This window comes from Aeromonas sp. sif0611 (assembly GCF_019218845.1).
GTDB classification, from domain to species: Bacteria; Pseudomonadota; Gammaproteobacteria; order Enterobacterales; family Aeromonadaceae; genus Aeromonas; species Aeromonas media.
On sequence record NZ_JAHUWU010000004.1, the window covers coordinates 46,981 to 73,496 of the forward strand.

The following is a 26,516-nucleotide window of genomic DNA, read 5'->3' on the forward strand; positions in this document are numbered from 1 at the left end:
TGATGATCTGCCCCCATGACCAGATCCGCTGATCCCCGCGCCCATCCCGACATCGCCCTGCCCCTGTCCCAGTTGCTGGCCATCCGGCTGTGGGCGAGACAGGGTCAGCGGGCGCGCATTCACCAGGCGCGTCAAGGGCGGCTCGGGCGACAGCCGGGTCTGAATTTTCGTGAGCTGCGCCTCTATCAGGCCGGGGACGAGGTGCGCCACATCGACTGGCGGGTCACCGCCCGCCTCGGCCGCCCCCACACCCGGCTGTATGCCGAGGAGCAGGAGCAGGCCCACTGGCTGCTGCTGGATCTCTCCCCCGCCATGTATTTCGGCTCTGGCTCCCAGCTCAAGGCCCGCCTCGGCTGCGAGCTTGCCGCCGCCTTGCTCTGGCAGGGGGAGAAGCAGGCAAACACCCTGGTCTGCCACGGGGTGGAGACCCGCAGCGAGTCTCAGCGTGACTCCCTGATCCCCCTGCTGGAGGCGCTCTGTCACCACTATGAAGCGGGGCTGGATCGCGCCCCTCTGCCTCACTCCCTGGCCCAGACCCTGGCGCGCCTCAGCCTGCCCCATGGCGCCAGACTGACACTGATCAGCCACCATCAGCCCCTGGATCAGGAGCTCTGCCAGCAGTTGCAACGCCTCGGCAAGCGCCACGACATCCACTATTGGCAGATCCGGGATCCCCTGGAGGCAGCCCTGCCCGAGCAGGGGCAACTGGCGGTGCAATCGGGCAAGCGCAGCGGCTGGCTCGACGCCGGGCAGGCCCTCTTTCGCTGGCGCTACCAGGCCGCGGCGAGGCAGCAGGCCGACGCCTGCCAGCAGCAGCTGTTGCCCCTGGTACAGCGCCTCTACCGCCTCGACAACGGCTTGCCGCTGCAACGCCAGTGGCAGGAGGCTGGATGCCGTCTGTTTTGAGCGCCCCTCAAACTGCCCCCCTCCAGCACCAGCCTGGGGAGATCTTCTCGCTGACGCGGCTTCAGGAGATCCAGGGACAGCTTCGCGACATCCATCCGGGCCCGCCCCTGGAGAGCGCGAGCGATCCCCGTCTGCTGGCCTGGGGCTGGCTGCTGATCGCCGTGCTCGCTGCTTTGCTGATCGGGGCCACGATAAACACCCTGTGGCGTCAGCGCCGCTGGGCACGCCAGATAGACTGGCAGGCCGCCGATCTTGTGCCTGGCCTGCAGGCCGCGCTGAGAGAGGCGGCCATCACCCGCTGGCCGGAGGCGCGCGCCCTGCAAGGGGATGAATGGCTCGCCTGGCTCGACCGCCAGGGGGGCTGTCATTTTGGCGAGTTCGCCCGCCAGTGGCCGGGTTGGCTCTATGGCTCAGAAACCCCGGATGAGGCGCAGCGGGCGCGGCTGCGCCTTGCCTACCTTAGCTGGGGGCGCCGCTGCCTCAGCGCACCGCACTGGATGGCGCGCCCTGTGTTGTGGCGCCGCACGCGCAGCGGAGGGGCCAGATGATCCTCGCCTGGCCCTGGTTTGCCTTCGCCCTGGCGCTGCCGCTGCTGGTGCGCTTCGGCCTGCCCCCGGTCTCTCGCACCGGCCGCGCCAGGCTGGTCCATGCCGGCTTCCCCCTGCTGCAGCCCCAGGCCGGGCAACCCCTGTGGCGCATGGCCCTGTGCTGGTGTGCCCTGGTGCTGGCCCTGTGCCGCCCCCAGTGGCAGGAGCCCCCCCTCATTCACTACCAGGCCAGCCGGGATCTCATCCTGGCGGTGGATCTCTCCGATAGCATGCGCACCCAGGACATGCTGGACGAGGGGGAGCAGCGCGATCGCCTCTCTGCGGTGCGCCAGCAGATAACGCAGCTCATCGGCGAGCGCCCCGGCGATCGCATCGCCCTCATCGTCTTTGCGGATCACGCCTACCTGCTCTCCCCCCTGACCCAGGAGACCCGGGCCCTGCTGGCACTGACCCGCGAGCTCGATTTCGATCTGGTGGGGCGCACCACGGCGCTCGGCGAGGCCATACTGCTGGCCCGCCAGCACGCCGACCCCGCCCGCCCCACCGCCCTGCTGCTGGTGACGGACGGGCGCAACACCGCGGGCAACGCAGACCCCCTGACCGAGGCCAGGCGGGCCGCCGCCGCAGGCATCCGCCTCTATACCCTGGGGGTGGGGGCCGATCCCGATACCTTCGCCTCCCCCCTGGGAGGGGCCGATCCCAGCGCCGAGCTGGATGAACCCTTGTTGCAGCAACTGGCTGAACTTGGTCATGGCCGCTATTTTCGCGCCCGCAGCCAGGCCGATCTCTCGGCCATCAATCAGGCCATAGACACCCTGGAGCCGGCCGCCCGTCCGCAGACCCTCTATCGTCCCCACCATGAGCTCTATCCCTGGCCCCTGGCGCTCGCCTGGCTGCTGCTGGTGTGGCCGACCCGACTGCGCTGGCCGGGGCGGCGAACGGACAGGGACGCGCCGGAGCCGCCCCATGAATAAGTGGCTTGAAGGAGCGTCATCATGGAGCTGATGCTGCTGCGCCCGCTCTGGCTGCTGGCCCTGCTGCCCTGGCTATGGCAGGGGTGGCGCCGTCGTCGGCAGCGCCCCCTGCTGGCCCCCGCCATGCAGGCCTATTTGTTGCCGGCCCGGGGCCGGGCCATCCCCTGGCTCTGGCTGGCCACCCTGCCGGTGATCCTGGCTCTCGCGGGCCCCGCCCTGCGCCAGCAGAGCCAGACCGTCAGCAGCCCTGCCCTGGATCTCTGGTTACTGGATCTCTCAAGCTCCATGCAAGCCAAGGATCTGCCCCCGGATCGGGCGACCCGGGTGCGGCTGTTGCTTCAGGACATGCTGGCCGAGGCGGCGGCCCGGCAGGCGCCCCATCCCCTCGGACTCATCCTGTTTGCCGGGGATGCCTACCTCGCCATGCCCCCTACCCGGGATCATCAGGCCATCTCGCTGCTGCTGCCGGACTTGCGCCCGGCCATCATGCCGCTTCAGGGCAGCGCACCGGAGCGGGCCGTGGCACTGGCCCTGGCGCAGATCCCCCCGGGCCAGCAGGCGCGCCTGCTGCTCATCACCGACGGCCTCTCGGAAAGCCAGATGGCGCGCATCGCCGCTCTCTGGCCCTGTCTGGGTACACTCTTCTGCCCGCAGTCACCGTCCCCCCGACTCGACATCCTGCTGGCCAATGCCGGCGAGAGCGCCGTGCTGCCCCCGCCCCCCGCCGAGGGGGGGCGACTCGGCAGCGCCCTGGGGCAGACTCTGCCGGCACCGGACGGTGCCGCAATGGCGGATCTCGCGGCCAGCACAGGGGGAAGGCTGCAATGGCTGCAGGCCGGGCTCCCCTCCTTTGCCCCCCTGCCCATGAGCCAGACCCAGACCGGGGCCAGGTCCCTCGATCTCGGCCCCTGGTTGCTGCTTCCTCTGCTGCCCCTGGCGCTGCTGGCCCGCATAGGGGCCCAGTGGTTGCTGCTGCTCATGGTGGTGTTCATCCCCCCGCCCCCCCTGCAGGCGGCGCCCGCTACCTGGTGGCCCGCCCAGGAGGCGCCCGGCTGGCACGCCTTCTCCCAGGGGCGCTATCAGGAGGCGGCCCGCGCCTTCCAGGATCCCGTCTGGCTGGGCAATGCCTGGTACAGAGCCGGTGACCATGCCAGGGCCGTCGCCGCCTATGGCCGAGCCGACACGGCCACCGCCCACTACAACAGGGGCAATGCGCTGGTCTGGCTCGGGGATCTCAAGGGGGCCGAGCTGGCCTACCTGGCCGCCCTCAAGCGGGAGCCCGGGCACCAGGATGCCCTCCATAACCTGGCGCTGCTGCGAGCAAGCCCGCCACAGGCGGCACCTTCTGCCCAGGCTCCCGAGAGCGGCGAGCCCCCCGAGCCCTCTGCCGTCCCGGACAACCCCCGCCCCCCGGCGCCCCCCGTACTCTTGCTGGAGCAGCGGCTGCGCAAGGAGGCCGAGCGCCGCCCCCTTATCAAGGTGGAGGAGCCCTGGTGATCCCTTGGCTGCATTCATTCATCCGGTTTATGAAGGGCCTAAGCGGCTGCTGGCTGCTCGCCATGCTGCTGGCCACCCAGGTACAGACAGCTCAAGTGCAGGCAGCCTCCCCTCGCGCCGAGCTGTTGGCGGGGGAGAGCGAACGCGACTGGCTGCTCGTCATCGAAGCCGACGGGGAGCTCAAGGGCGACGAGCTCAGCCTGCTCCCCCTGCTGCGCCAGTTTGCGGTAGGCCGGGTCAGCATCAGCCGCGTCAATACCGAGGTGAGCAGCCTGATCCGCTGGCAGATCCCGCTTCACCTGCTGGAGACCAGTCCCCGCCAGGTGCCTCCCTTGACCCTCGGCGCCGAACAGACGCCCGCGCTGTCCATTCCGACGCGCCCCCGAACGGGCACCCTGATGCCACAACCCGAGGCGAGACCTTCCCCCGTGGAGCTGCAGGCCAGAGTGCTGCATCAGGGCCCCCTCTACCCGGGGCAACCCTTCATCTATGAGCTGAGCCTCTGGCTGCCCGCCAACATGGAGGCCCCCAACCTCGGCGAGCCCCTCGGTCAAGGCTTCACCATACGCCGCCTCGGCGACGATCGCTGGGAGTCCCCCGCCAGCCCCGGCATGCCAGGGCGCCTGATCCGCAAGTGGCTGCTCCAGGCCAGGGAGCCCGGGCTGCATCCCCTGGAGTCCCCCCGTTTCCAGGGTCGATTGCCCCAGGACCCGGACATTGCCGCGCAAAACGACGCGGGGGATCTGCTTTCCGCCAGAGCGGCCACCCTTTTCGTCAAGGTAGACAAGGCACCGGTGGAGCCGGTGGCGAGCAGCCTGATCCTGCGCCAGCAGTTCAGTCCGGCCAGGGGAGCCAGCGTCGGGGAGCCGGTGATCCGCACCCTCACCCTGGTGATGGAAGGAGGGGATGGCAACCGCCTGCCACAGATCCCGGCCCCGGCATTGCCACAGGGTCTTTCGATGAAACCGGACGGCGAGCAGCAGCAGGAGCGTTTCGTGGCCAAGGGGGCGCTGCGCTTCGAACGCCAGTGGCGCCAGGCCCTGACCGCACAAGCCCCAGGCAGCTATACCCTGCCCGCCGTGACCCTCTCCTGGTTCAGCACCCGGACAGGGCGCATCGAGCAGGCCCGCCTGCCGACGCAGACCCTGCACATCGAGGGCGACGCCGCCCCCTCCGATCCCGCCAGGGCGCCGGGCGCAGAGAGCCTCCACTGGGTGCTGTGGGCGCTGCTGCTGCGCGCCCTGTGCCAAGGCGGGCCGCGCTGGCTCGCCTTCTATCGGCTGCAACGGGCCCTGGCGACCCGGGAACCTGACCCGGCCAGATGGGCCTTGCTGGCCTGGGCAGCGCTGCGCTTGGGACGGCCTTGCCAGCACCTGGCCAACCTGCCCTGTCATGGCGATCCCGCCATGGGCACGCTGCTCGATGACCTGGACAGGGCCTGTTTTGCCGCCCCTGGCGCTGCCAGCCAAGGGGTCGACTGGCAGAGGCTCGCCCAGTCGCTGTGCGCCAGGGAGACTTTTGCGATAGCCTATGTCCTCAGAAAACTGGCGTGGGCACATCCTTGACGCCTGCGGCAAACCACTCATGAAAAAGGAATCGCATTCATGACGTTAGGTTTTTTTAGAAAAAAAAAGGCAGGAACGGGAAAGGATCCCTCGGCCACCCCGGTCTATGGGGATATGGCAGACAAACAAACGAAATACGAGGCCCTGGTGCATGCCCTGCACGGGGACATCTACCGCTACGCCTACTGGCTGTGCCGGGATCCCCAAGTCGCCGAGGATCTGGTGCAGGAAACCTTCCTGCGAGCCTGGAAGGCGCTCGACTCCCTGGTCGATGACAAGGCCGCCAAGGCCTGGCTCATCACCATCATGCGGCGGGAAAATGCCCGGCGCTTCGAGCGCAAGCAGTTCGATCTCATCGATCTCGACGAGCATCCCCAAAGCGATCCGGATGCGCTGCACAGCGAGCAGGAGATGGAACACGAATGGCTTCGGCGCCACATCGCCCGCCTGCCTGCCGAATATCAGGAACCCCTGCTGTTGCAGGTGCTGGGGGGATTCAGCGGCGAGGAGATCGCCGCCCAGCTCGGCCTGAACAAGAACACCGTCATGACGCGGCTGTTCCGGGCTCGCAACCAGATCAAAGAGGCCATGGAGGCTGCGGTACAACAGAGAGGTCACACCAATGGATGAGCTTGAATTTCGCCGCCGGGCCATCACCCATCCCTCGGACAGGGATCCGGCCTTCCTCGCCGCGGCAGAGGCGTCTTCCGCCAATCGCAAGCATCTGGACGAGATGAAGCAGCTGGACAGCAAACTGCGCCGCACCCTGGAGGTGGAGGTGCCCGCCGGTCTCGCCGAGCGGATCCTGCTCCGCCAGGCGATGGACGCGAGCGAGGATGTGGTGATGCCACTGCCCCCCCCGACCAAAGGCAGAGGTTGGCGCCCGCTCGCCATGGCGGCCTCGGTCGCCTTCCTGCTCGGCATGAGTACCCGCTGGATCAGCTGGCCACCGGCATCGGAGCCGTTGTCGCTGGCCCAGGTGGCCATGGCCCACGTCTATGGGGAGGAGCCCTTCATCCAGGGGGTGGATGAGAAGGTGAGCCTGCAGACCATCAACGCCAAGATGGAAAAATATGGTGCCACCCTGATGGGCATGCCCGGCATGAAGGTAACCTATGTCAATCACTGTGCCTTTTATCAGGGGCCGGCCCTGCACATGGTGATCCAGGGCAAGATGGGCCCGGTCACCCTGTTCCTGGTGCCCAAGCATGTACCACTCACGATCCAGCCCGATTTTGCAGACGGTACCCTCAAGGGGGAGATACTGCCGCTCAAAGGGGCAAACATGGTGTTGATTGGAGACATGCAGGAGTCACTTGCCCCGGTTGCCCAGCAGCTTGAGTCACGCCTGCACTGGTCCATTTAACAGAACTTGACTGGGGCTGACTGGGCCCCCGTCCCCTCCATATCACAGGCAGACACCGTCGTTGTCTGCCTGTTCATCTCAGAATCCCGACAACTTCCCGCTTGATACCCACCTGAAGTCACATTTTTACTATTTTTTTTGAACGATACAAACGACACCTATTGTATGTTATTCATTCAATAATGGATAAAACAGACCATTTAAACGGCAAGTTAAAACAAATGATTAACACAATGGAAACTTTTATGTATTCTGCTGTCACTGGTCTGATTTCTTACCTCCTACCAGATCCATAGAATCACGCCAGAAATGAATGGGAAGAAGCTGACATAACAACAGATCTTGTCGTCTATAGCGGCCAAAGAGCCCTGATGTCGACAGAAAATCTGCTTACAAAGAGAGAACACTATGACAACTGCCTTTTTCAAGAAAAGCCTGATCGCCGCGGCCGTCACCCTGGCCAGCACTCAGACCTTCGCCGCCGCGTTCCAGCTGAACGAACACTCGGCTTCCGGTCTGGGCCGCGCCTATGCCGGGGAAGCAGCCATCGCCGACAATGCGTCCGTGCTGTCCCGCAACCCGGCCGCCATGACCACCTTCGACAAGATGGCACTGTCTGTTTCCGGTACCTATATCAAGCCCGACGTGGATGTCGCGGGCGACATCTATGCCGGTCCGGCCAAGCTGGCCTCTTCCAGCGAGAGCGACATCGCGCCAGATGCCTTCGTGCCGGCCACCTATTTCATCCAGCCCCTGAACGATCAGTGGGCCTGGGGAATTGGCCTGTTCTCCAACTACGGCCTCTCCACCGAGTACTCCAAGACCTTCCCGGCCGGTGCCGGTGCCGGTGATACCGAGCTGTTGACCTTCAATATCAACCCCAACATCGCCTATCGCATCAACTCCAACTTCAGCGTGGGTGCCGGCATCAATGCCGTCTATGCCCAGGCCGAGCTGAACCGCTATGCCGGAGCCCTGGCACCGGGTCTGACTGCCAAGACAGGTATCGTTCACAACAGCGACACCGCCATCGCTCACCTCAAGGGTGATACCTGGGGCTTTGGCTGGAACGTTGGTACCCTGTACGAGATCAATGAGAACAACCGCCTGGCCCTGACCTACCGCTCCCAGGTGGACTTAAGCTTTGACGGCGACTTCAAGGGGCTGACCTCCGGCTACCGGACCGTCGATGGCAACCTGAAGCTGGATCTGCCTGCCCAGGCCGAATTCGCCGGTTACCACCGTCTGAACCAGCAGTTCGCGGTGCACTACTCCGTCAACTGGACCGACTGGAGCGCCTTCCAGGAGCTCAAGGCCACCAGCAACGCCTGTGCCGGTGGGGTCTGCCTGCAAAAAGACGAGAAGTTCAAGGATTCTACCCGTTACTCCCTCGGCGGTACCTGGTACGTCAACCCGTCCTGGGAAGCCCGCATCGGCTTCGCCTACGACAACAGCCCGATCGAGCCGGAATACCGCAGCCTGAGCATTCCTGACTCCGACCGTGTCTGGTACAGCGCCGGCGCCACCTACCACATCGATCAGGACATGAGCGTCGATTTCGGCATGGCCTATCTGGATGGCAAGGAAGTGGACGTGAACGAAGGTCTGACCAGCCATACCGATCCGGTTCGCTGGAAGGGCACTTCCCACGGCAACGCCTTCCTGGCTTCCGCCCAGTTCAACATGAAGTTCTGATTTCATCGCGATAAAACAGAGCGCCTCCGGGCGCTCTTTTTTTATGCGACATCCCCATCTCGGCGCACAGCTGTAGCAAACAGCTGTACTCTTTTTGTTTTTTATCAAGCTATTAGAGCCAATACCTCCAGCATTTAATCCCGTTTTGTCCTCTCTGCCCCCGCCCCCGTTGCCTTACTGGTCATACCATATAAAATCCCGCCCCCAACCAAATTACAGAATGAATTCCAAATTCATCCTGAGGAAAAGCAATGCTCCCGAACATGAAGCCCTCCCTCATCGCCCTGTTGGTGCTATCGAGTCAGGCCCAGGCGGCCGGTTTCCAGCTGGCGGAACAATCGGCCACCGGCATGGGCCGCGCCTTCGCCGGCGAAGCCGCCATCGCCGACAATGCCAGCGTGCTCGCCCGTAACGCCGCGGCCATGACCCGCTTCGAGCGCACCGCCTTCTCCGGGGGCGTCATTCACATCCAGCCTGACGTCAACATCGAGGGGGTGACCCGGGTGCCTACCGCCATGGGCCCGGTGACGCTGGATGCAAGCGCCAGCGACATCGCGGACGGTGCCTGGGTCCCCAATGCCTATCTCATCCTTCCTTTGAATGAACAGTGGTGGCTGGGGCTGGCGGCCACCTCCTATTACGGCCTCGGCGTCCAGATGCCGGACAACTACAACGCCGGTCACTTTGGCAACGTCTCCGATATCAAGACCGTGGATCTCGGTGCCTCCCTGGCCTATCGCATCAACCGGCACTGGTCAGTCGGTGCCGGCCTCTCCGCCATTCAGGGCGAAGGGGAAGTGGGCGGTACCTTCCCCTCCAACAACAAGATTGCCAAGCACCTCAAGGGGGATGGCTGGGCCCTCGGCTGGCATCTCGGCACCCTGCTGGAGTTTTCCTCTGCCACCCGCCTCGGCCTCTCCTATCGCCATGACGTCAACCTGACTCTCTCCGGGGATGCTGTCGGCACCGATCTGCTGGGCCGTACCTTCACCGACACCGGCGCCCTGGACCTGCCGCTGCCCGCCACCGCGGAGCTGGCCCTGTTCCATCAGCTGACCCCGGCCCTGGCGTTGCATTCGAGCATCAACTGGACCAACTGGAGCAAGTTCGTCCAGCTCGAGTCCGAGCTCGATCACCATGGCACCATGCACATCAAGGACGAACACTGGGAAGACAGCTGGCGCTACGCCCTCGGCCTGACCTATCGCCTGGATCCGAAGTGGCAGCTTCGCTCCGGCCTGGCCTACGATCGCAGCCCGGTGCCCGCCGATCGCCGCACCATCTCCATCCCGGACTCGGATCGGGTGTGGTACAGCGCCGGGGTGGGTTACCAGATAGATCGCAACCTGTCGCTGGATCTGGGGCTGACCCTGATCGACGGCAAAAAAGTCGAGGTGAAAGAGACCATGCAGCTCAGACCCGGGATGGCGCAAACCACCTCCACCTTCCAGGGCACCTCGGAAGGGGACGCCTGGCTGGCTGGCTTGCAGCTCAACTACCTGTTCTGATCCTGCCAACCTTGGCTGCACTCTGCCAGTTGCTGACCGTTTCGACTCGGTCGGCACTGGCATAGTGATCCGCTTCACCATAGAATCAAGCCTTCACCCATGCTGGAGAGATGCATGTATTCCTATGTAGCAAGGCAGCCCATCCTGGATCGGGAGTTGAAGACCCATGCCTATGAGCTGCTGTTTCGCGACAGCCTGGATAATGTGTTTCCCCCCATCTCCGCACAGCTGGCTACCTCCCGACTGGTGACAGAGCAATTTCTGCAACAGAACATCGATCAACTGCTTGGCGGACACCCCTGCTTCATCAACTTCCCTCACTCCCTGCTGCTGGACGGTCTGGCCGAATGCCTGCCCCAGGACAAGGTGGTGATCGAGATACTGGAAGATGCCGAGCCCGACGATGCGCTGCTGGACAAGGTGATCCAGCTGCACGGGCTGGGCTATCGGCTGGCGCTGGATGATTTCACCCTGGTCCCGGCCTGGGACAGGTTCCTTCCCTATATCCACATCATCAAGTTCGATCTGCGGGCCACGCCGCTTGCCAGCATCGAGCGGTTCATGCAGACCCATCGCCACCTGCCGCTCACCTATCTCGCCGAAAAGGTGGAGGACAAGGACGAGTTTGAACGGATGAAGGGGCTCGGGGTCGAGTTGTTCCAAGGCTTCTTCTTTAGCAGGCCCCAGATGGTGCAGCAGACCACCATGCCCCCGACCCAGCTGGTGGTGATGCAACTGCTGAAGGTGGTCAATCAGGCCGAGCCGGATCTGGACAAGATTGAGCAACTGTTCAATCAGGATCTTTCCCTCTCCCTCAAGCTGCTGCGTTACGTCAACCATCTCAAGCACTTTCCCCAGCCCATCGCCTCGTTTCGCCAGGCCGCCAGCTCCCTGGGTCACGCCCAGCTGAAACGTTTCGTGGCCCTGATCGCCGCCACCAGTGCCGGTCACGACAAGAGTGCCGAGCTCTACCAGATGTCCCTCATCCGTGCCCGCTTCTGCGAGCTGCTGGCACAGACCCATGCCCCTACCCAGCAGGCTCAGCAAGCCTTCATCACCGGGCTCTTCTCCCTGCTGGACGTGCTGATGGGACAGCCGCTGGATCAGTTGCTCGGCACCATACCGCTGACCGCCGAGATCCGTGCCGCCCTGCTGGAGCGCAAGGGCAACCTGGGGTTCTACCTCGCGTTCTGTGAAGAGTACGAGAAGGCCAACTGGCAACGGATCGCCGCCAGCACCGCGCGCCTCGGCCTCAACGAGGAGAAGGTCAGCCACCTCTATCTCGCCGCCACCGCCTGGGTCAATCAGCAGCTCCAGGCCATGGAAGGGATGGACTGAACCCGCGAACTCGCCATAGTTTTCCTCATGTCATCTCATAACAAAAACGTCCCGCGAGGGGACGTTTCGTTCAGAACACCATATTGAACTGGACCGAGGCCAGGAAGGCATTGCCTTCATTGTTGCCTTCGAAATAGAACGGCTGACCCGGGTCGTTGTTGTGGATTCCTTCCTTCACCCCGCTCGCTTCCCCATTGATATAGGCCATGCCAAGATCGATGCTCTTGCTCTCATCGATGTGATAGGTCGCCCCTGCGCTGTACCACCACTTGTCTGCATCAGGCAGACTGATGGTGGCGTGCTCGCTCTGCACGGCGGATTCGTCATAGGCCACCCCGACGCGTGCCTCCCACTGCGGGTTCACATACCAGGTCGCCCCGACCGCGTAGCGCATCGCATCTTGCAACTGCTCGTTCTTGCTCAGGCAGACGCCACCCGGCAGGTTGCACTGGCTGCTGACGGCTTCCAGTTTTTCAAAGGCGCTCCAGTCGGTCCACATCACGGAGTAGTGCAGGGCAAATTGCGGGGTCAGGCGGTGGTAGCCGGAAAACTCGGCGATGGCGGGCATGGGCACATCGACCGTGGCCTCGGCCTTATAGCCGGGCGCCCCCACTGCCCCGGTGTAATCCCCCTCCAGCTCCACATCGATCTGGGAGCGATAGGTCAGCGCCAGGCGGTTATCCTGGTTGATCTCGAACAGGGTACCTAGGTTCCAGCCCCAACCGTTGCCGGCGCCATCGAAGTTGGCCAGGGTATTGTGAGCACCATTGGCGTTTCCATTGGCATCGACCCTATCGACGTAACCGGTGGCGAGGGTGTAGTTGATACCAGCCCCGAGGCTCCACTGCTCGTTGACGCGATAGGCGACATTGGGGTTCAGATTGACGCTCATCAGGGACGTCTCACCCGCCAACAGGCCGGCGGCAGGATGGCTGCCCGCCCCGAAGCTGTCGTCGAAGCGGGTGCCCAGGCCGTAGTTGGTCATCATGGCGAAACCGACGGCCCACTGGTCGTTGACGGGGTGGATCATGTAGGCGGCGGGGATGACCGCGTTGGGGCCGGCGTTGCCATGACTTGCCGGCGTGCTGGAGTCAAACCGGCTACCCGGCAGATCGGTGACAAAGGCCCCGTCCACGCTGTAATCCGGATCGACCATGGTGGCCGCTACCGAGACGGCAGTCTTGTCGAACATCATCATGGCAGCGGGGTTGCGACCCAGCACGGCGGCGCTGTCGGCGATGGCCCCCTCACCTGCGAAGGCTCGGCCAAGGCCGGCGGCGGAGTGTTCGTTAATCTGGAAGCCGGAGGCTGAGGCATGGGTAGCAAGCAGTGCCAGCACGCTGGCAAGGGTGCTGCGCTTGAATGGCGTAGTCATCTGAGTTTCTCTTGTGGGTGCCCACCGCAAGCGGGCATTGATCGTCGCAGTGGCCATGACGGCAACGACGGAACACTGCCGTGGGTCAGTGGCGCACGGGAACGGTGCGAGGACAGTAAAACAGAGGCGAATAGTAGGGAGCCCATCTCCCGCCACAAAGCAGACCAGTGTCGAAAACGGTCATCAGGCTTAATCCCGGCTGAATGAAAGCAAATCAGTCCATGTTCCCCACCAAAACCGGACTTTTCGCCACCGTCTATCCATCAGGCCAGGTGACATGACGAGCGAACAGCACAGTTGGAAAACCAGGGGTTGATAGAGCGACATGGAGGGAGACAAACGGGTTGCCTGAGCAACCCGCTGCCGGACATAAGTAATGAGTGGAGGGAGAAACAGAGGGAAACGGCCTCAACACCGGACCGGCCTGGGGCCGGTGTTGGGACCAAGGGCTCACACCAGCTCGATGGCCATGGCCGTCGCCTCCCCGCCCCCGATGCACAGACTCGCCACCCCTCGCCTGAGCCCGCGCGTGCGCAGGGCATGGATCAGAGTCACCAGGATGCGGGCACCGCTGGCCCCCAGGGGATGCCCCAGGGCACAGGCGCCTCCGTTCACGTTCAGCTTGTGATGGGGGATCTGGCACCCCGCCATCGCCAGCATGCTCACCATGGCGAAGGCCTCGTTCACCTCGAACAAATCCACCTCCTCCACCGACCAGCCCACCCGGGCCAGCAACTTGTCGATGGCCCCCACCGGGGCGCTGGTAAACTCCGCCGGCAGGGCGGCATGGCTCTGGTATCCCACCACCCTGGCCAGCACCGGCAAGCCCAGTTGATGGGCCGTCTCGGCCCGCATCAGCACCAGCGCCGCCGCCCCGTCCGAGATGGAGCTGGCATTGGCCGCCGTGATGGTGCCCGTCTTGCTGAAGGCCGGTTTCAGGGTCGGTATCTTGTCGGGCCTGGCCTTCTCCGGTTGCTCGTCGTCGGCCAGCAACAGGGTGTCCCCGGCCATCACGGGCGCCAGCTCTGCCTCGAAGGCGCCGCTTCGCTGCGCTGCCAGGGCCCGCTCGAGGGAGGCGATGGCGAAGGCATCCATGTCGGCCCGGGTCAGCCCGGCTCTGTCCGCGCTCAGCTGGGCATAATGGCCCATCAGGTGCCCCTCGTAGGCATCCTGCAAACCGTCGAGGAACATGTGATCCAGCACGCTTTGGTGACCCATGCGAAAACCGCTGCGCGCCTTGTCCAGCAAATAGGGGGCCCGGCTCATGCTCTCCATGCCGCCCGCCACCACCACGTCCACCTCCCCCAGCCGCAGCGCGTCTGCCGCCAGCATCACCGCCTTCATGCCGGAGCCGCACACCTTGTTGAGGGTGGTGCAGGGCACGCTGTCCGGCAGCCCGGCCTTGAGTGCCGCCTGCCGGGCCGGTGCCTGCCCGACCCCGGCGCTCAGCACATTGCCCAGATAGACCTCATCGACCCGATCCCCCCCCATCCCGGCCGCCGCCAGGGCGGCGCGGATGGCGCAGGCGCCGAGCTCCGGAGCACTCAGTGTGCTCAAGGCCCCCTGGAAAGCCCCCATGGGGGTACGTTTGGCTGCCACAATCACGATATCCATCAATAGCGCTCTCCTTGTTACATTGGGATAACATATGCCGCCGCCGTCCCCGGAACAAGACTTGCGAGGAAGTTGACGTTTGGGTAAGGTGCCAGCCTGCATTGACAACCAGATGACAGCCAAGACAGCCCTATGACCAAATCCAAGGATGACGCCCGGACCTTCAGCATCAGCGAGCTGGCCCGTGAGTTCGATGTGACCACCCGCAGTATCCGTTTCTACGAGGATCAGGGTCTTCTGAATCCGACACGCCAGGGACAGACCCGGATCTACAGCCGCCAGGACAGGGTGCGTCTCAAGCTGACCCTCCGTGGCAAACGGCTGGGGTTCAGCCTCGCAGACATCCGAGAGCTGTTCGATCTCTATGACGCGGACAAGAGCAGCCGCTCCCAGTTGCAGACCATGCTGGGGCTGGTGGCCGACAAGCGGGAGACCCTGCAGCAACAGCTGGAAGACATCCAGATGGTATTGCTGGAGCTGGAGGCGGCGGAGCAGCGTTGCCGGCAGGCGCTGGGGCAGCTAACTCCCTGAGTGGGCAGAGGATGGGGGCAGATAGCCCGGGGACAACGAAAAGAGGGAGGCTTGCGCCTCCCTCTTGTCATTCATGACGGTGAGCCTGGGATCAGGCCTCCTTGCTCCAGCGGTTCGGATCGTAATCCGGGCTGTAGCGATCGACGATGATGGCGCAGGCCGCATCGCCGGTGATGTTGAGCGCGGTTCGGATCATGTCGAACAGGCGATCCAGCGCGAACAACAGCGGCAGGCCCTCGATGGGGATACCGGCCGCCAGCAGCACGGCCACCACCAGGAAGCTCGGGCCTGGCACGCCGGCCTGGCCGATGGCACCCAGGGTCGAGGTGAGGATGATGGCCGCCCAGGCGCCCATGCTGAGATCGATGTTGTAAACCTGGGCGAAGAAGATGGCCACCAGACCGTAATAGATGGCGTTGCCGCTCATGTTGATGGTGGCGCCCAGCGGCAACACGAAGGAAGCGGTGGCATTGGTCACCTTCAGCTCGTGTTCGCAAGTCTCCATGTTGACCGGCAGGGTCGCCATGGAAGAGGCGGTGGAGAAGGCCACGATCTGCGGCTTCTTCATCGCCGAGAAGTACTTGCGTACCGGTGTGTTGGAGAAGACCGCGATCAACAGCGGGTAGACCACGAAGCCGAAGATGAGGATGGCGGCGACATAGACCACGAACAGCTTGAGCACCAGGGTCAGCACGTCGAAACCATAGGTACCGATGGCGTCGGCCATCAGGCCGAAGACCCCGATGGGGGCAATCAGCATCACCTTGTTGATCATCCAGACGAAGGCGTCCACCAGGGTGTTGAGGCCATCCACCAGCGGCTTGGCACGCTCGCGGGGCTGCTTGGCCAGCGCGATGCCGAGGAACATGCAGAACACCAGGATCTGCAGGATGTTCGCCTCGTTCAGGGCACTGAACACATTGGTCGGGATCATCCCAAGCAGGGTAGCCACGGCGTCCGGCAGGGCGCCCTTGTCGGCGTAATCACCTGAGAACATGGCGGCCGTGGAGCCGAAATCGACCCCAACACCGGGCTTGAAGACTTGACCCATCACCAGTGCCAGCAACACCGCCAGGGCGGAGGTACCGAGGAAGAAGGCGAGCGTGGTCACCCCTATCTTGCCCGCGGCCGGGCTGGCGCCCAGATTGGCGGCCCCGGACAGGATGGCGACCGCCACCAGCGGGATCACCAGCATCTTGATCAGCTGGATGAACAGGGTACCGAACGGCGCGAAGACGGTCGCCTGCTCACCCATGAGGGCCCCCACCAGCGCCCCCAGAATCATGGCAACCACGACCTGGAAGCCGATATTTTTAATTAATCCTTTTGTCAACACAGAATGTTCCTTTATTTAGCAATGACTCACACTTTTGCAGCGCAAATGACCACCCAGAGCGTCAAATCCTCTCCATTGCTCTGGCGGCGCGCTTTATCTCATATTTATTACCCGTTTAACATCGGGATCCCTGAACGAAGTGATTTTTTTATGATCTCCCTCAGAATGGAGACCCACTAGAAACTCCATGTATTTTCCCTATTTCACCATGACAATGGCCAAAATAATGTGCTACTTTGACTCTTCAAACGTGCATACAGGGAAGAAAAGATGCTGAAAGTTAACGAGTATTTTGACGGAAATGTTAAATCTATCGGTTTCGAGCAAAAAGGCGATAAAGCCACGGTCGGCGTGATGGAAGCGGGAGATTACCAGTTCAACACCGCAGCCCCGGAGCGGATGACGGTGGTCAAGGGTGCCCTTCGCATCCAGCTGGCCGATGAAGACGAGTGGCATACCTACCATCAGGGCGAGTCCTTTGACGTGGCTGGCCACTCCTCCTTCAAGCTGGAAGTGAAGACAGCCACCGCCTACCTGTGCGAATTCCTCGACTGACAGTGCCACAGGGGCGCCATAGGAGGCAGTAATTGTCCTCCTGGCGCCCCTGCTCTTCCTGTTTTGCCCCATTTCCATACCGCCATCACACGCCGCTGCTTCCCCCCTTTTCATCGACTACAAAAAATTTACAATGTTTAGACGAAATCCATAATCGGAGTACGTCATGATCAGTGTCTTCGACCTGTTTTCCATCGGGATTGGTCCCTCCTCCTCCCACACCGTGGGTCCGATGCGGGCAGCCTGCGCCTTCGTGCACACCCTCAAGCAGAGCGCACTCCTCTCCCGCACCGGGCGCGTCGTGGTCGAGTGCTACGGCTCCCTCGGCCAGACCGGCAAGGGTCATGGCACCGGCAAGGCCATCATCCTGGGGCTGGCCGGCTTTGAACCCGAATCCGTGGACATCGAGGCCATCCCCGCCTTCCTCGATCAGGTGGAGCACAGCCAGACCCTGCGTCTGGGAGGGGAACAACCGAGCCAGTTCCCCCGCGTCGGTGCCATCCTCTTCAATCGGCGCAAGACCCTGCCCGCCCATTCCAACGGCATGACCCTGCGCGCCTTCGCGGGTGACGCCCTGCTGTTTGAGCAGACCTACTACTCCATCGGCGGCGGCTTCATCATCGAAGAGAGCCACTTCGCCAACGCCCGGGAAGAGGCCGCCCGCTTCGATGCCGCCCACCCCGTGCCCTACCCGTTCGAGAGCGGGGCCCAGCTGCTGGCCCACTGCCAGGAGAGCGGTCTCTCCATCTCGGGGTTGATGCTGGCCAATGAGAAGGTGTTTCGCAGTGAAGCCGAGATCAAGGCGGGCCTGCGCAAGATCTGGCAGGCGATGCAGGGTTGTGTCGAGCGCGGTTGCAGGAGCGAGGGGGTATTGCCGGGTGGCCTCAAGGTGAAACGGCGCGCCCCGGCCCTCTATCGCCAGCTCTGTGGCGAGACCAACTTCAACAAGGATCCCCTGATGGTGATGGAGTGGGTGGACCTGTTTGCCCTGGCCGTCAACGAGGAGAATGCCGCCGGTGGCCGGGTGGTGACCGCCCCCACCAACGGCGCCGCCGGCATCATCCCCGCCGTGTTGCATTACTACGATCGCTTCGTGCGCAAGGTGGATGACGAGCTGCTGATGCAGTACTTCCTCACCGCCGCCGCCATCGGCATCCTCTATAAGAAGAACGCCTCCCTGTCGGGGGCCGAGGTGGGTTGTCAGGGAGAAGTGGGGGTCGCCTGCTCCATGGCCGCCGGCGCCCTGGCCGAGCTGCTCGGCGGCAGTCCGGCCGTGGTCGAGAACGCCGCCGAGATCGGCATGGAGCACAACCTGGGATTGACCTGCGATCCCATCGGCGGCCTGGTGCAGGTGCCCTGCATAGAGCGCAACGCCATGGGGGCGGTCAAGGCGATCAATGCCGCCCGCCTCGCCCTGCGTGGTACCGGCGAGCACAAGGTGTCGCTGGACAAGGTGATCAGAACCATGTGGGAAACCGGCAACGACATGAAGACCAAGTACAAGGAGACCGCCCGCGGCGGCCTCGCCGTCAACATCACCGAATGTTAAGCCTGAGTAAAAACGATCTCAGATGACCCTCAGATACCCGGCCTGGCCGGGTATTTTTTTGCAAAACGTTTGCCTTGCGCTTAACAAAATGGATAACCATCAAAATAAATTTTATACTCGCGCCGTGAATTCAACAAAAATAGATCTATTTCAACTTTTTTTAGGCAGGAAGCCGTTACACTGCGGTTATCTGGTTTCCCGGCCTTTGTGACGACAGACCCGTCCCATGGATCACCCTTTCTGCGAGCGGGCATGGCGCCCCCTTCTACCCTGAGGTAATTGTTACATGATCAGCGTTTTTGATATCTTCAAAATCGGTGTTGGCCCCTCCTCTTCCCACACTGTCGGCCCGATGAAAGCTGCCAAACAGTTCGTGGATGATCTGCGTGCTAGCGGCAAGATCCGTGACATCACCCGGATCCAGGTTGACGTCTATGGCTCCCTCTCCTGGACCGGCAAAGGCCACCACACCGACACCGCCATCATCATGGGGCTGGCCGGCAACCTGCCGGAAAATGTCGACATCGACGGCATTCCTGAATTCATCTCTCGGGTCGAGCAGACCGGTCGCCTGCCCATCGGCCTGCACTGCCACACCGTCAGCTTCCCGAAAGGCGCCATGGTGTTCCATGACGAGGCCCTGCCCCTGCACGAGAACGGCATGAAGCTGACCGCCTTCATCGAAGACGAAGCCGTCTACAGCAAGACCTATTACTCCATCGGCGGTGGCTTCATCGTCGACGAAGAGAGCTTCGGCAAGGCCGACAGCGGCGACATGACCGTCAACTACCCCTTCAAGAGCGCCGCCGAGCTGCTCGCCCACTGCGGCCAGACCGGTCTCTCCATCTCCGCCCTGATGCTGGAGAACGAGAAGTGCTTCAATACCCCGGAAGAGATCTACAAGAAGCTCGGCAAGATCTGGACCACCATGCGTGAAGGGATAGAGCGCGGCTGCCGCACCGAGGGTGTGCTGGCCGGCCCGCTGCGGGTGCCGCGCCGCGCCGCCCCCCTCTACCGTCAGCTGACCACCAACGAGCATCTCTCCAACGACCCCATGAGCATCGTGGACTGGGTCAACATGTTCGCCCTGGCGGTGAGTGAAGAGAACGCCGCCGGTGGCCGCGTCGTCACGGCTCCGACCAACGGCGCCGCGGGCATCATCCCGGCCGTGCTGGCCTACTACGACAAGTTCATCCAGCCGGTCGGCCGCGACGAATACACCCGTTTCTACCTGGCCGCCGCCGCCGTCGGCATGCTCTACAAGATGAACGCTTCCATCTCGGGTGCCGAAGTGGGTTGCCAGGGTGAGGTAGGTGTCTCCTGCTCCATGGCCGCCGCTGGCCTGACCGAACTGATGGGCGGCAGCCCGGAGCAGGTGTGTGAAGCGGCCGAGATCGGCATGGAGCACAATCTGGGTCTGACCTGCGATCCGGTCGCCGGCCAGGTACAGGTCCCCTGCATCGAGCGCAACGCCATCGCCGCCATGAAGGCGGTCAACTCCTCCCGCATGGCCCTGCGTCGTACCTCCAAGCCCCGTGTATCACTGGACAAGGTCATCGAGACCATGTACATCACCGGCAAGGACATGGACTCCAAGTACCGTGAGACCTCCCGCGGTGGCCTGGCCATCAAGGTGATGCAGGTTGCCTGCGAATAAGCGGTAGACAGCAGATACAAACAAGGCGGGAGAGATTCCCGCCTTTTTTTGTCTGTGATTTTCTCAACGGCAGTCGCATTGGCATAAAGAATAAAAAAGAAGGGGGCAATTCGTTCAGATGGGCCTGGCTTATCCGTCAGGTGTCAGAATGAGAAGAGACTATTCCCGCATCCTATTTCGCTCCTTGCCCGCTTTTATTCCACTTTTATTCCACTATCCGATCCGCCAGGGTGCCGACCGCCACCACGAAATAGGGGGAGCGGTTCCAGTGGCGCAGCACCCGATAATTCTCATAGGCAAGATAACTGCGGCCATGGACATCATCGGGCCGAATGAGGGAGGCCTGCATATCGGCCTTCGGCAGCGGCGAACCGTCCAGTTGCCGCACCCCCAGAGCCTGCCAGGCCGACAGCGGCTTGCGGGTCTCAAGCCCGAACAGGGCAGAGTTGAGGGAGTCAGGCACCCTCACCCGCCGTCCCCAGGTCTGATCCTCGCGCCAACCGTTCTGGTGCAGATAATTGGCTGCCGATCCAAACACATCCGCGAGATTGCCCCACAGATCCTTCCTGCCATCCCCGTCCTGATCGACCGCGTATTTGAGAAATGACGAGGGCATGAACTGCACCTGCCCCATGGCCCCCGCCCAGGAGCCCTTGAAGGCGGCGGGGCTCACGTGCCCCTGCTCTATGATGCGCAGGGCATCGAACAGCTGATCCTTGAAGAAGGCTTCCCGTCGCCCGTCCCAGGCCAGGGTCGCCAGAGATGAGATCAGCGGGAAATTACCGGTGAGTTTGCCGAAATTGGTTTCTATGCCCCACAAGGCGACAATAAAACGGGGCTGCACCCCATATTCATCACCTATTTTCGTGAGCAGCGGCAGATGCTGGCGATATAAGGATCTGGCCTGCTTGACTTTCCATTGGGGCACGGCGCGGGGAATATAGGAATCCAGGGTCAGTTTGAATTCCGGCTGATTTTTGTCGTGCTTGATGGCCGCCTCGATAAGGCGAATATCGACAAAGGCGGCCGTTACCGTCGCAGGCTGGATGCCGGCCGCCAGGGCTTGCTGTTTGAGACTCGTCACATAATGGTCAAAATCAGCGCCGGCCTGCGCGGATGCACTTAATAGTGCGCCCAACAATAACACTACCGGCCGACCCTGCATCAGCGGGCGCCCTTTAATTGTGCCTTGTGCTGCTCCAGCAGATTTTCCGGTGGCGGAGGCACCTGCAGGTAGAAGCCCTGGCTCTGCAAGGCTGCCATCACCCGCTCGGTGGAGGCGATCCCCAGGGGCTTGGCCGGGTCCAGCTTGGTCATCAAGACCAGCTCGGGACGTCCGAAGGTACTCATCAGTGCCTCTGGCACACGGGAAAAGTCCTCTCTTCTTTCAATAAAGAGATAGGTCTCGGCTTTTTTGCGACTTTTATAGACTGCACACAACATGGAAATTGATATAATCCGACGGGTTCATTGCCTCTGGTGGTGGCAAACTATAACATCAGGAATTGAATAACAATAACGTATTACCGTCTCGGTTCGGGGAAGATTCATGGTTGAACGCGATAACGAATTGAAAGGGACCACCTTCACTATTTCTGTGTTGCATCTCAGCGATGGCAATCCGGACCGGATCCGACAACTGCTGGAGGCCAAGGTTGCACAGGCCCCCCAGTTTTTTAATTGTGCCCCCCTCGTCCTCAATGTGGAACGCCTCAGCGAGATCCCGGATTTCGAGCAGCTCAGGGAGCTGGTCGAGTCGGAAGATTTCGTGCTGGTCGGCATCACGGGGGCGCGGGATGAGGCGATGAAGACGGCGGCCAAGGCGGCCGGGCTGGCGGTCATGGTGTCGGGCAAGAGCCGCAAGGCCGATCCCGAGCCTGCGGCGCCAGCGCCTGAACCCGTGGAGGCGGCTCCGGTCGCCCCGGTTCAGGCGCCTATGGAGCCGAGCAAGGTCCACGTCGGGCCTGTGCGCTCCGGCCAGCAGATCTATGCTGCCGGCACCTCCCTGGTGGTGCTGGGCTCGGTCAGTCCGGGAGCCGAAGTCATCGCCGACGACAGCATCCATATTTATGGCGCCCTGCGTGGCCGAGCCATCGCGGGGGCCAAGGGCAATCCTCTTGCCCGTATTTATTGCCAGCAATTGCAGGCCGAGCTGCTCTCCATCGCGGGCACCTTCCAGCTCAGCGACGCACTGCCGGCAGGCCTGATACAAGAGCCAGTCCATATCCGGCTGGACAACGAACAACTCCGAATAGACCGCATCAAATAGAGTTACAAGGAAGCGAGAATGGCGCGAATCATAGTCGTTACATCGGGCAAAGGTGGCGTTGGCAAGACCACAACCAGCGCGGCCCTGAGCACCGGCTTGGCCCAGCGTGGCCACAAGACAGTGGTCATCGATTTTGACATTGGCCTGCGAAACCTGGATCTCATCATGGGCTGCGAGCGGCGCGTGGTGTATGACTTCGTCAACGTGATCAACGGTGAGGCCAACCTCAACCAGGCCCTCATCAAGGACAAGCGCTCGGAAAACCTCTTCATCCTGCCTGCCTCCCAGACCCGGGACAAGGACGCCCTGACCCGTGAAGGGGTCGAGAAGATCCTGGATCAGCTGGCGGAGATGAAGTTTGACTACATCGTCTGCGACTCCCCCGCCGGCATCGAGTCTGGCGCCCTGATGGCGCTCTACTTCGCCGACGAGGCCATCGTCACCACCAACCCGGAAGTCTCTTCCGTGCGCGACTCCGACCGCATCCTCGGCATCCTGGCCTCCAAGTCCCGTCGCGCCGAGCGCGGGGAAGACCCTATCAAGGAGCACTTGTTGCTGACCCGCTACTGCCCGACCCGCGTCAGCCGTGGCGACATGCTGAGCGTGCAGGATGTGCAGGAGATCCTGGCCATCAAACTGCTCGGGGTGATCCCGGAGTCCCAGGCGGTGCTGCGCGCCTCCAACTCGGGAGAGCCGGTCATTCTGGACAAGGAGTCCGATGCCGGTCAGGCCTATGAGGACGCCGTCGCACGCCTGCTGGGCGATACCAAGGATTTTCGTTTTCTGGAAGAAGAGAAGAAGGGCTTCTTTAGCCGACTGTTCGGGAGTTAAACATGTCATTATTGGATTATTTTCGTTCCAACAAGAAACAGAACACCGCACAACTGGCCAAAGAGCGGTTGCAGATCATCGTTGCTCACGAGCGTTCATCCAGAGGGGGGCCGGATTACCTGCCCCAGCTCAAGCAGGATATCCTCGACGTGATCCGTAAATATGTGCAGATCGATCCGGACAAGATCACCGTCCAGCTCGATCAGAAGAGTGACGAGCTGTCGGTGTTGGAGCTCAACATCACCTTCGCCGACGACCAGAAGAAGGGATGAGCTGACGCCCCATGCGTGACCCTTTTCCCCAGTGAAGACCGGATCCTTTGTCAGGATCCGGTTTTTTATTGCCTGGCGCAGAGGCATCTCGCCAAGGCGTGCGGGGCCAGCTAGAATACTGCCCGCCCCCTCGGCCCTGCCGACGGGACCTATCCCCTCTCATCTGGAACACAGCTCTTATGTCTTTGAATGACGAAATGCACAGCGTCGAGGAACTGCTCGATACCGCCCTCGAACTCTTCATGGAGCTGGCCTCGGACAACCTGCCCGAGCAAGAGATAGCCCTGTTCAACCAGGCGTTCAACGACCGCGGTCTGCTGGCGGAGACGGATCCCGCCGATGACTGGGAAGCGGACGTGGGGTTTGCCGTGAGCGATGCCGAGTACGCCGAGATCTGGGTTGGCCTTGGCAATGCCGAGCAGGAGTATGAGCACCTGTTCGCCCGCATGCTGCTCTCCCGCCGTGTCGACGAGAAGTTCTGCCACATCGAATGGCTGCCCCAATAATTCCGGATCCCGACGATCCCGGTCACTATGAGTGGGACTCAGAGCCCGAGCCCGTGAGACCGACGCGCTGGCGCCGCCTGCTGGGCTGGCTCGGCAAGCTGCTGCTGGCGGCGCTGGTCAGCTCCATCGTCTCGGTGGCGCTGCTGCGCTTCATCGATCCCCCCATGTGGACCTGGCGCCTCGAGCGGGCCCTGTTTCCGCCCGCCAAGGTGGCCGAGGTCAAGCACGACTGGGTGCCGCTCGAGCACATTTCGCGGGAGTTGCAACTGGCGGTGATCGCCGCCGAGGATCAGCGCTTCGCCGATCACAACGGCTTCGACATGGAGGCCATCAGCTCGGCCCTCAAGCACAACCAGCAGAGCCGGCGGGTGCGCGGCGCCAGTACCCTGAGCCAGCAGACGGCGAAGAACCTCTTCATGTGGAGCGATCGCAGCTTCCTGCGCAAGGGGATAGAGGCCTGGTTCACCCTGCTGATGGAGCTGGGCTGGGACAAGTCCCGCATCCTCGAGGTGTATCTGAACATAGTGGAGTTCGGGCCCGGCATCTATGGCGCCGAGGCCGCCGCCAGGCACTACTTCGGCAAGCCGGCGGCGCGTCTGACCCGCTACGAGGCCTCCTTGCTGGCCGCCGCCCTGCCCAATCCCTGGCGCTACCGGGTCAAGCCCCCCTCGCCCTATGTGCAGCAGCGCTCGGCCTGGATCCGCCGTCAGATGGGACAACTCGGTCAGATCACCCTGAACCGGGTACACGAGGCCGATTAGGTTCGTCGACGGGATCGGAGGCCGGCCCCAGATGGCCGCCAACGACCTCCCGGTGCAGCGGCAGATAGTGCCACCACCAGGTCTCCCGTCGCCGCTTGATCTGCCGCCTGTGCTGTCGTCGCTTCATGCTGCCCACATGCCTCTTGATGCCGCCGGATGGCGGCGGCTCTGTTAACCTTATCCCCTGTTTCGGCCATTTGACAGCACGGGATTGCCGGCCTCACGCGCTGGCCGCCATCCCCAATAATTGGTAAAGTGGCGAACCTGGACGTATCTGGAGTGATTTCATGGAACAACGTAGCCCGGATCAGCTGGTCGAGTGGGCCTATGATCAGTTTCTGGAGCAGGCCGCCGACATGCTGGCCCCCGAACAAATCGTCGACATCACCCTCGAATTCGAGCAGCGTGGCGCCGTCGAGGCGACCCTGCCCAACGCCGACTGGTCGACCGAGCTCGGCGTGCCGGTCGACATGGAGCGTTGGGCCGAGGTGTGGGTCGGCTTGCTGGATCATCAGGAGGAGTTCGAGGTGATCTACGCCACCTTCCTGCTGCCGCGGGATCAGAGCGAACACGAGGTCCATGTTCGCTGGCACCGCCAGCAACAGGCATAAGAAAAGGCGCCCCTGGCGCCTTTTTCGTCTCTGCGATTCATCCCTTCAGGGGCGAGCCGCGATGGCATTGGCCAGACAGCGACGGCACCAGCAGGCGCTCGCCTCGCTCATGGGCAAGGAGGGCAGCTGGCTGCACCAGCAACGCGCTATGGGTTCACCGGCGGAGACGGCGCAAAACGCCGGCTCGCCGCATCCCGGGCACTGGTGGGTGCGGCGCGTGCCATCCAGCTCGGCCATGCGGGCCAGCTGGGCCTCGCTGTCCATGGCGGACCACTGGCCTATCTCGGTCAGGGTGCGGCCGCAACCGAGACAGAGCCCGTCCTTGGCCCGGCAGTCGCCGATGCAGGGACTCGGCACCTTATTCGCCGTCCTGCGCCGAGCCGGTCTGTGCGGCGACCAGGGTGATGCAGTTGTCTTCGATGACGATCTTGCCCTGCTTGTAGAGCCCGCCGATGGCCTTCTTGAAGGTGCCCTTGCTCATGTTGAACATCTTGTAGATGAGCTCGGGTTCGCTCTTGTCCCCCACCGCCAGGCTGCCGCCCTGCTTCTGCAGGCGGGTGAGAATACGGCCGCCGGCATCATCCATCCGATCCTGCCCCGGTTTTTGCAGGGTCAGATCCAGCTTGCCATCCTCACGGACCTGCTTGACCCAGGCGGTCAGCGGTCGGCCCGTCATCAGGCGGCCGAACACCTCGTTCTTGAACAGCATGCCAGAGTACTGGCCATTGACCACGGCCTTGATGCCGAGGGGGGTATGTTCCCCCGGCAGCGCAGTCACCTCGTCACCGGCCTTGAAGGGGGGATCGACGCGCAGGAAGCGCTCCAGGCGGCTGGTGCCCACCATGCGTCCCTCGTTGTCCAGCATCAGGTGCACCAGGTAGACATGGCCCACCTGCATCGGCTTGTTCTGCTCGCGGCTTGGCACGAACAGATCCTTTTTCATGCCCCAGTCGAGGAAGGCACCGATCTTGTTGGCGTTGACCACCTTGAGGCCGACGATGTCACCCACCATGGCAAAGGGCTTGTCGGTGGTGATCACCGGCTCGCAATCCGCGTCCAGATAGAGAAAGACGGACACCTCGCCATCTTCGGCGACGCCTTCCGGCAGCTGACGCCTGGGCAACAGCAGCTCGCCATATTCCCCCGCGGCCAGCCAGGCGCCTCTGTCTTCGAGCTCAACGACGGTGAGGGTGTTCATCTTGCCAATCTGTAACATGGTGATCTCTTCTTTCAATATCCGGATGGGCCTGCA

27 protein-coding genes are annotated in these 26,516 nt (G+C 62.7%); 20 read left to right on the plus strand and 7 right to left on the minus strand.

What is annotated here, in order from left to right:
- Window positions 1-15: 15 nt before the first annotated feature.
- The 10 genes from KW824_RS11355 to KW824_RS11400 all read left to right on the plus strand — a co-directional run bounded on the left by KW824_RS11355 (window position 16) and on the right by KW824_RS11400 (window position 11,397).
- On the plus strand, window positions 16-906 hold the full coding sequence (locus KW824_RS11355) for a DUF58 domain-containing protein (RefSeq protein WP_218409833.1): 891 nt from the start codon (window positions 16-18) through the stop codon (window positions 904-906).
- Window positions 891-1,454 (plus strand): DUF4381 family protein, encoded by a 564-nt coding sequence (locus KW824_RS11360; protein ID WP_256351361.1) that lies wholly within the window; start codon window positions 891-893, stop codon window positions 1,452-1,454. The genes KW824_RS11355 and KW824_RS11360 overlap by 16 nt, the downstream gene beginning before the upstream one ends.
- On the plus strand, window positions 1,451-2,428 hold the full coding sequence (locus KW824_RS11365; protein ID WP_043129902.1) for a VWA domain-containing protein: 978 nt from the start codon (window positions 1,451-1,453) through the stop codon (window positions 2,426-2,428). The genes KW824_RS11360 and KW824_RS11365 overlap by 4 nt, the downstream gene beginning before the upstream one ends.
- Before the next feature lie 21 nt (window positions 2,429-2,449).
- The gene (locus KW824_RS11370) at window positions 2,450-3,925 is read left to right on the plus strand and encodes a VWA domain-containing protein (protein WP_218409834.1); all 1,476 of its coding nucleotides are present in this window, start codon (window positions 2,450-2,452) and stop codon (window positions 3,923-3,925) included.
- Between the two features lie 29 nt (window positions 3,926-3,954).
- Window positions 3,955-5,490, plus strand: coding sequence for a BatD family protein (locus KW824_RS11375; RefSeq protein ID WP_218409835.1), 1,536 nt, complete (start codon window positions 3,955-3,957; stop codon window positions 5,488-5,490).
- 39 nt (window positions 5,491-5,529) lie between these two features.
- On the plus strand, window positions 5,530-6,120 hold the full coding sequence (locus KW824_RS11380) for a sigma-70 family RNA polymerase sigma factor (protein ID WP_218409836.1): 591 nt from the start codon (window positions 5,530-5,532) through the stop codon (window positions 6,118-6,120).
- Window positions 6,113-6,856 carry a DUF3379 domain-containing protein gene (locus KW824_RS11385; RefSeq protein WP_043129898.1) on the plus strand — a complete coding sequence of 248 codons (744 nt, stop codon included), beginning with the start codon at window positions 6,113-6,115 and terminating at the stop codon, window positions 6,854-6,856. The genes KW824_RS11380 and KW824_RS11385 overlap by 8 nt, the downstream gene beginning before the upstream one ends.
- Window positions 6,857-7,264: 408 nt before the next feature.
- Window positions 7,265-8,551 (plus strand): outer membrane protein transport protein, encoded by a 1,287-nt coding sequence (locus KW824_RS11390; RefSeq protein WP_043129896.1) that lies wholly within the window; start codon window positions 7,265-7,267, stop codon window positions 8,549-8,551.
- A 251-nt stretch (window positions 8,552-8,802) separates the two neighbouring features.
- Window positions 8,803-10,059: an OmpP1/FadL family transporter gene (locus KW824_RS11395; RefSeq protein WP_218409837.1), complete on the plus strand. Its 1,257-nt coding sequence runs from the start codon at window positions 8,803-8,805 to the stop codon at window positions 10,057-10,059.
- A 114-nt stretch (window positions 10,060-10,173) separates the two neighbouring features.
- Window positions 10,174-11,397 carry an EAL and HDOD domain-containing protein gene (locus KW824_RS11400; protein ID WP_218409838.1) on the plus strand — a complete coding sequence of 408 codons (1,224 nt, stop codon included), beginning with the start codon at window positions 10,174-10,176 and terminating at the stop codon, window positions 11,395-11,397.
- 70 nt (window positions 11,398-11,467) lie between these two features.
- On the opposite strand, the gene KW824_RS11405 is transcribed toward KW824_RS11400, so the two are convergent.
- Window positions 11,468-12,772: an outer membrane protein transport protein gene (locus tag KW824_RS11405; protein ID WP_041205719.1), complete on the minus strand. Its 1,305-nt coding sequence runs from the start codon at window positions 12,770-12,772 to the stop codon at window positions 11,468-11,470.
- A 450-nt stretch (window positions 12,773-13,222) separates the two neighbouring features.
- Window positions 13,223-14,386, minus strand: coding sequence for an acetyl-CoA C-acyltransferase (locus KW824_RS11410; protein ID WP_218409839.1), 1,164 nt, complete (start codon window positions 14,384-14,386; stop codon window positions 13,223-13,225).
- 132 nt (window positions 14,387-14,518) lie between these two features.
- Here KW824_RS11410 and KW824_RS11415 point away from each other — a divergent pair, with 132 nt between their 5' ends.
- Entirely contained in the window at window positions 14,519-14,917 is a 399-nt protein-coding gene (locus tag KW824_RS11415; protein ID WP_005325128.1) for a MerR family DNA-binding transcriptional regulator, read from the plus strand.
- 91 nt (window positions 14,918-15,008) lie between these two features.
- On the opposite strand, the gene KW824_RS11420 is transcribed toward KW824_RS11415, so the two are convergent.
- Entirely contained in the window at window positions 15,009-16,253 is a 1,245-nt protein-coding gene (locus tag KW824_RS11420; RefSeq protein WP_218409840.1) for a dicarboxylate/amino acid:cation symporter, read from the minus strand.
- A gap of 270 nt (window positions 16,254-16,523) precedes the next feature.
- Between KW824_RS11420 and KW824_RS11425 the strand changes: the two genes are divergently transcribed.
- From KW824_RS11425 to KW824_RS11435, 3 genes are all read left to right on the plus strand, one after another.
- Complete coding sequence (locus tag KW824_RS11425) at window positions 16,524-16,808, plus strand: pyrimidine/purine nucleoside phosphorylase (RefSeq protein ID WP_005325124.1); 285 nt, start codon at window positions 16,524-16,526, stop codon at window positions 16,806-16,808.
- Between the two features lie 166 nt (window positions 16,809-16,974).
- Window positions 16,975-18,357: an L-serine ammonia-lyase gene (locus KW824_RS11430; protein ID WP_218409841.1), complete on the plus strand. Its 1,383-nt coding sequence runs from the start codon at window positions 16,975-16,977 to the stop codon at window positions 18,355-18,357.
- A 286-nt stretch (window positions 18,358-18,643) separates the two neighbouring features.
- Entirely contained in the window at window positions 18,644-20,014 is a 1,371-nt protein-coding gene (locus KW824_RS11435) for an L-serine ammonia-lyase (RefSeq protein WP_005325119.1), read from the plus strand.
- A 205-nt stretch (window positions 20,015-20,219) separates the two neighbouring features.
- Here KW824_RS11435 and KW824_RS11440 read toward each other — a convergent pair whose 3' ends face one another.
- Both KW824_RS11440 and KW824_RS11445 read right to left on the minus strand, forming a co-directional pair.
- Window positions 20,220-21,179: a lytic transglycosylase domain-containing protein gene (locus KW824_RS11440; RefSeq protein ID WP_218409842.1), complete on the minus strand. Its 960-nt coding sequence runs from the start codon at window positions 21,177-21,179 to the stop codon at window positions 20,220-20,222.
- Window positions 21,179-21,457: a YcgL domain-containing protein gene (locus KW824_RS11445; RefSeq protein ID WP_025326888.1), complete on the minus strand. Its 279-nt coding sequence runs from the start codon at window positions 21,455-21,457 to the stop codon at window positions 21,179-21,181. Before KW824_RS11445 ends, KW824_RS11440 begins: the two co-directional genes overlap by 1 nt.
- Window positions 21,458-21,563: 106 nt before the next feature.
- On the opposite strand from KW824_RS11445, the gene minC reads away from it, so the two are divergent.
- The 6 genes from minC to KW824_RS11475 all read left to right on the plus strand — a co-directional run bounded on the left by minC (window position 21,564) and on the right by KW824_RS11475 (window position 25,264).
- Window positions 21,564-22,283 (plus strand): septum site-determining protein MinC, encoded by a 720-nt coding sequence (gene minC / locus KW824_RS11450; RefSeq protein ID WP_218409843.1) that lies wholly within the window; start codon window positions 21,564-21,566, stop codon window positions 22,281-22,283.
- Between the two features lie 18 nt (window positions 22,284-22,301).
- Entirely contained in the window at window positions 22,302-23,114 is an 813-nt protein-coding gene (gene minD, locus KW824_RS11455; RefSeq protein WP_005331693.1) for a septum site-determining protein MinD, read from the plus strand.
- Between the two features lie 2 nt (window positions 23,115-23,116).
- Window positions 23,117-23,386 (plus strand): cell division topological specificity factor MinE, encoded by a 270-nt coding sequence (gene minE, locus KW824_RS11460; RefSeq protein ID WP_010674646.1) that lies wholly within the window; start codon window positions 23,117-23,119, stop codon window positions 23,384-23,386.
- Between the two features lie 179 nt (window positions 23,387-23,565).
- Entirely contained in the window at window positions 23,566-23,892 is a 327-nt protein-coding gene (locus tag KW824_RS11465) for an HI1450 family dsDNA-mimic protein (protein ID WP_041205707.1), read from the plus strand.
- Between the two features lie 53 nt (window positions 23,893-23,945).
- Window positions 23,946-24,653, plus strand: a complete 708-nt coding sequence (gene mtgA / locus KW824_RS11470; RefSeq protein ID WP_218409998.1) for a monofunctional biosynthetic peptidoglycan transglycosylase — start codon at window positions 23,946-23,948, stop codon at window positions 24,651-24,653.
- A gap of 287 nt (window positions 24,654-24,940) precedes the next feature.
- Window positions 24,941-25,264: an HI1450 family dsDNA-mimic protein gene (locus tag KW824_RS11475; RefSeq protein WP_005331685.1), complete on the plus strand. Its 324-nt coding sequence runs from the start codon at window positions 24,941-24,943 to the stop codon at window positions 25,262-25,264.
- A 45-nt stretch (window positions 25,265-25,309) separates the two neighbouring features.
- On the opposite strand, the gene KW824_RS11480 is transcribed toward KW824_RS11475, so the two are convergent.
- On the minus strand, window positions 25,310-25,621 hold the full coding sequence (locus KW824_RS11480) for a DUF1289 domain-containing protein (RefSeq protein WP_218409844.1): 312 nt from the start codon (window positions 25,619-25,621) through the stop codon (window positions 25,310-25,312).
- A gap of 1 nt (window position 25,622) precedes the next feature.
- The gene (locus tag KW824_RS11485; protein WP_218409845.1) at window positions 25,623-26,498 is read right to left on the minus strand and encodes a S1 RNA-binding domain-containing protein; all 876 of its coding nucleotides are present in this window, start codon (window positions 26,496-26,498) and stop codon (window positions 25,623-25,625) included.
- Window positions 26,499-26,516 lie beyond the last annotated feature (18 nt).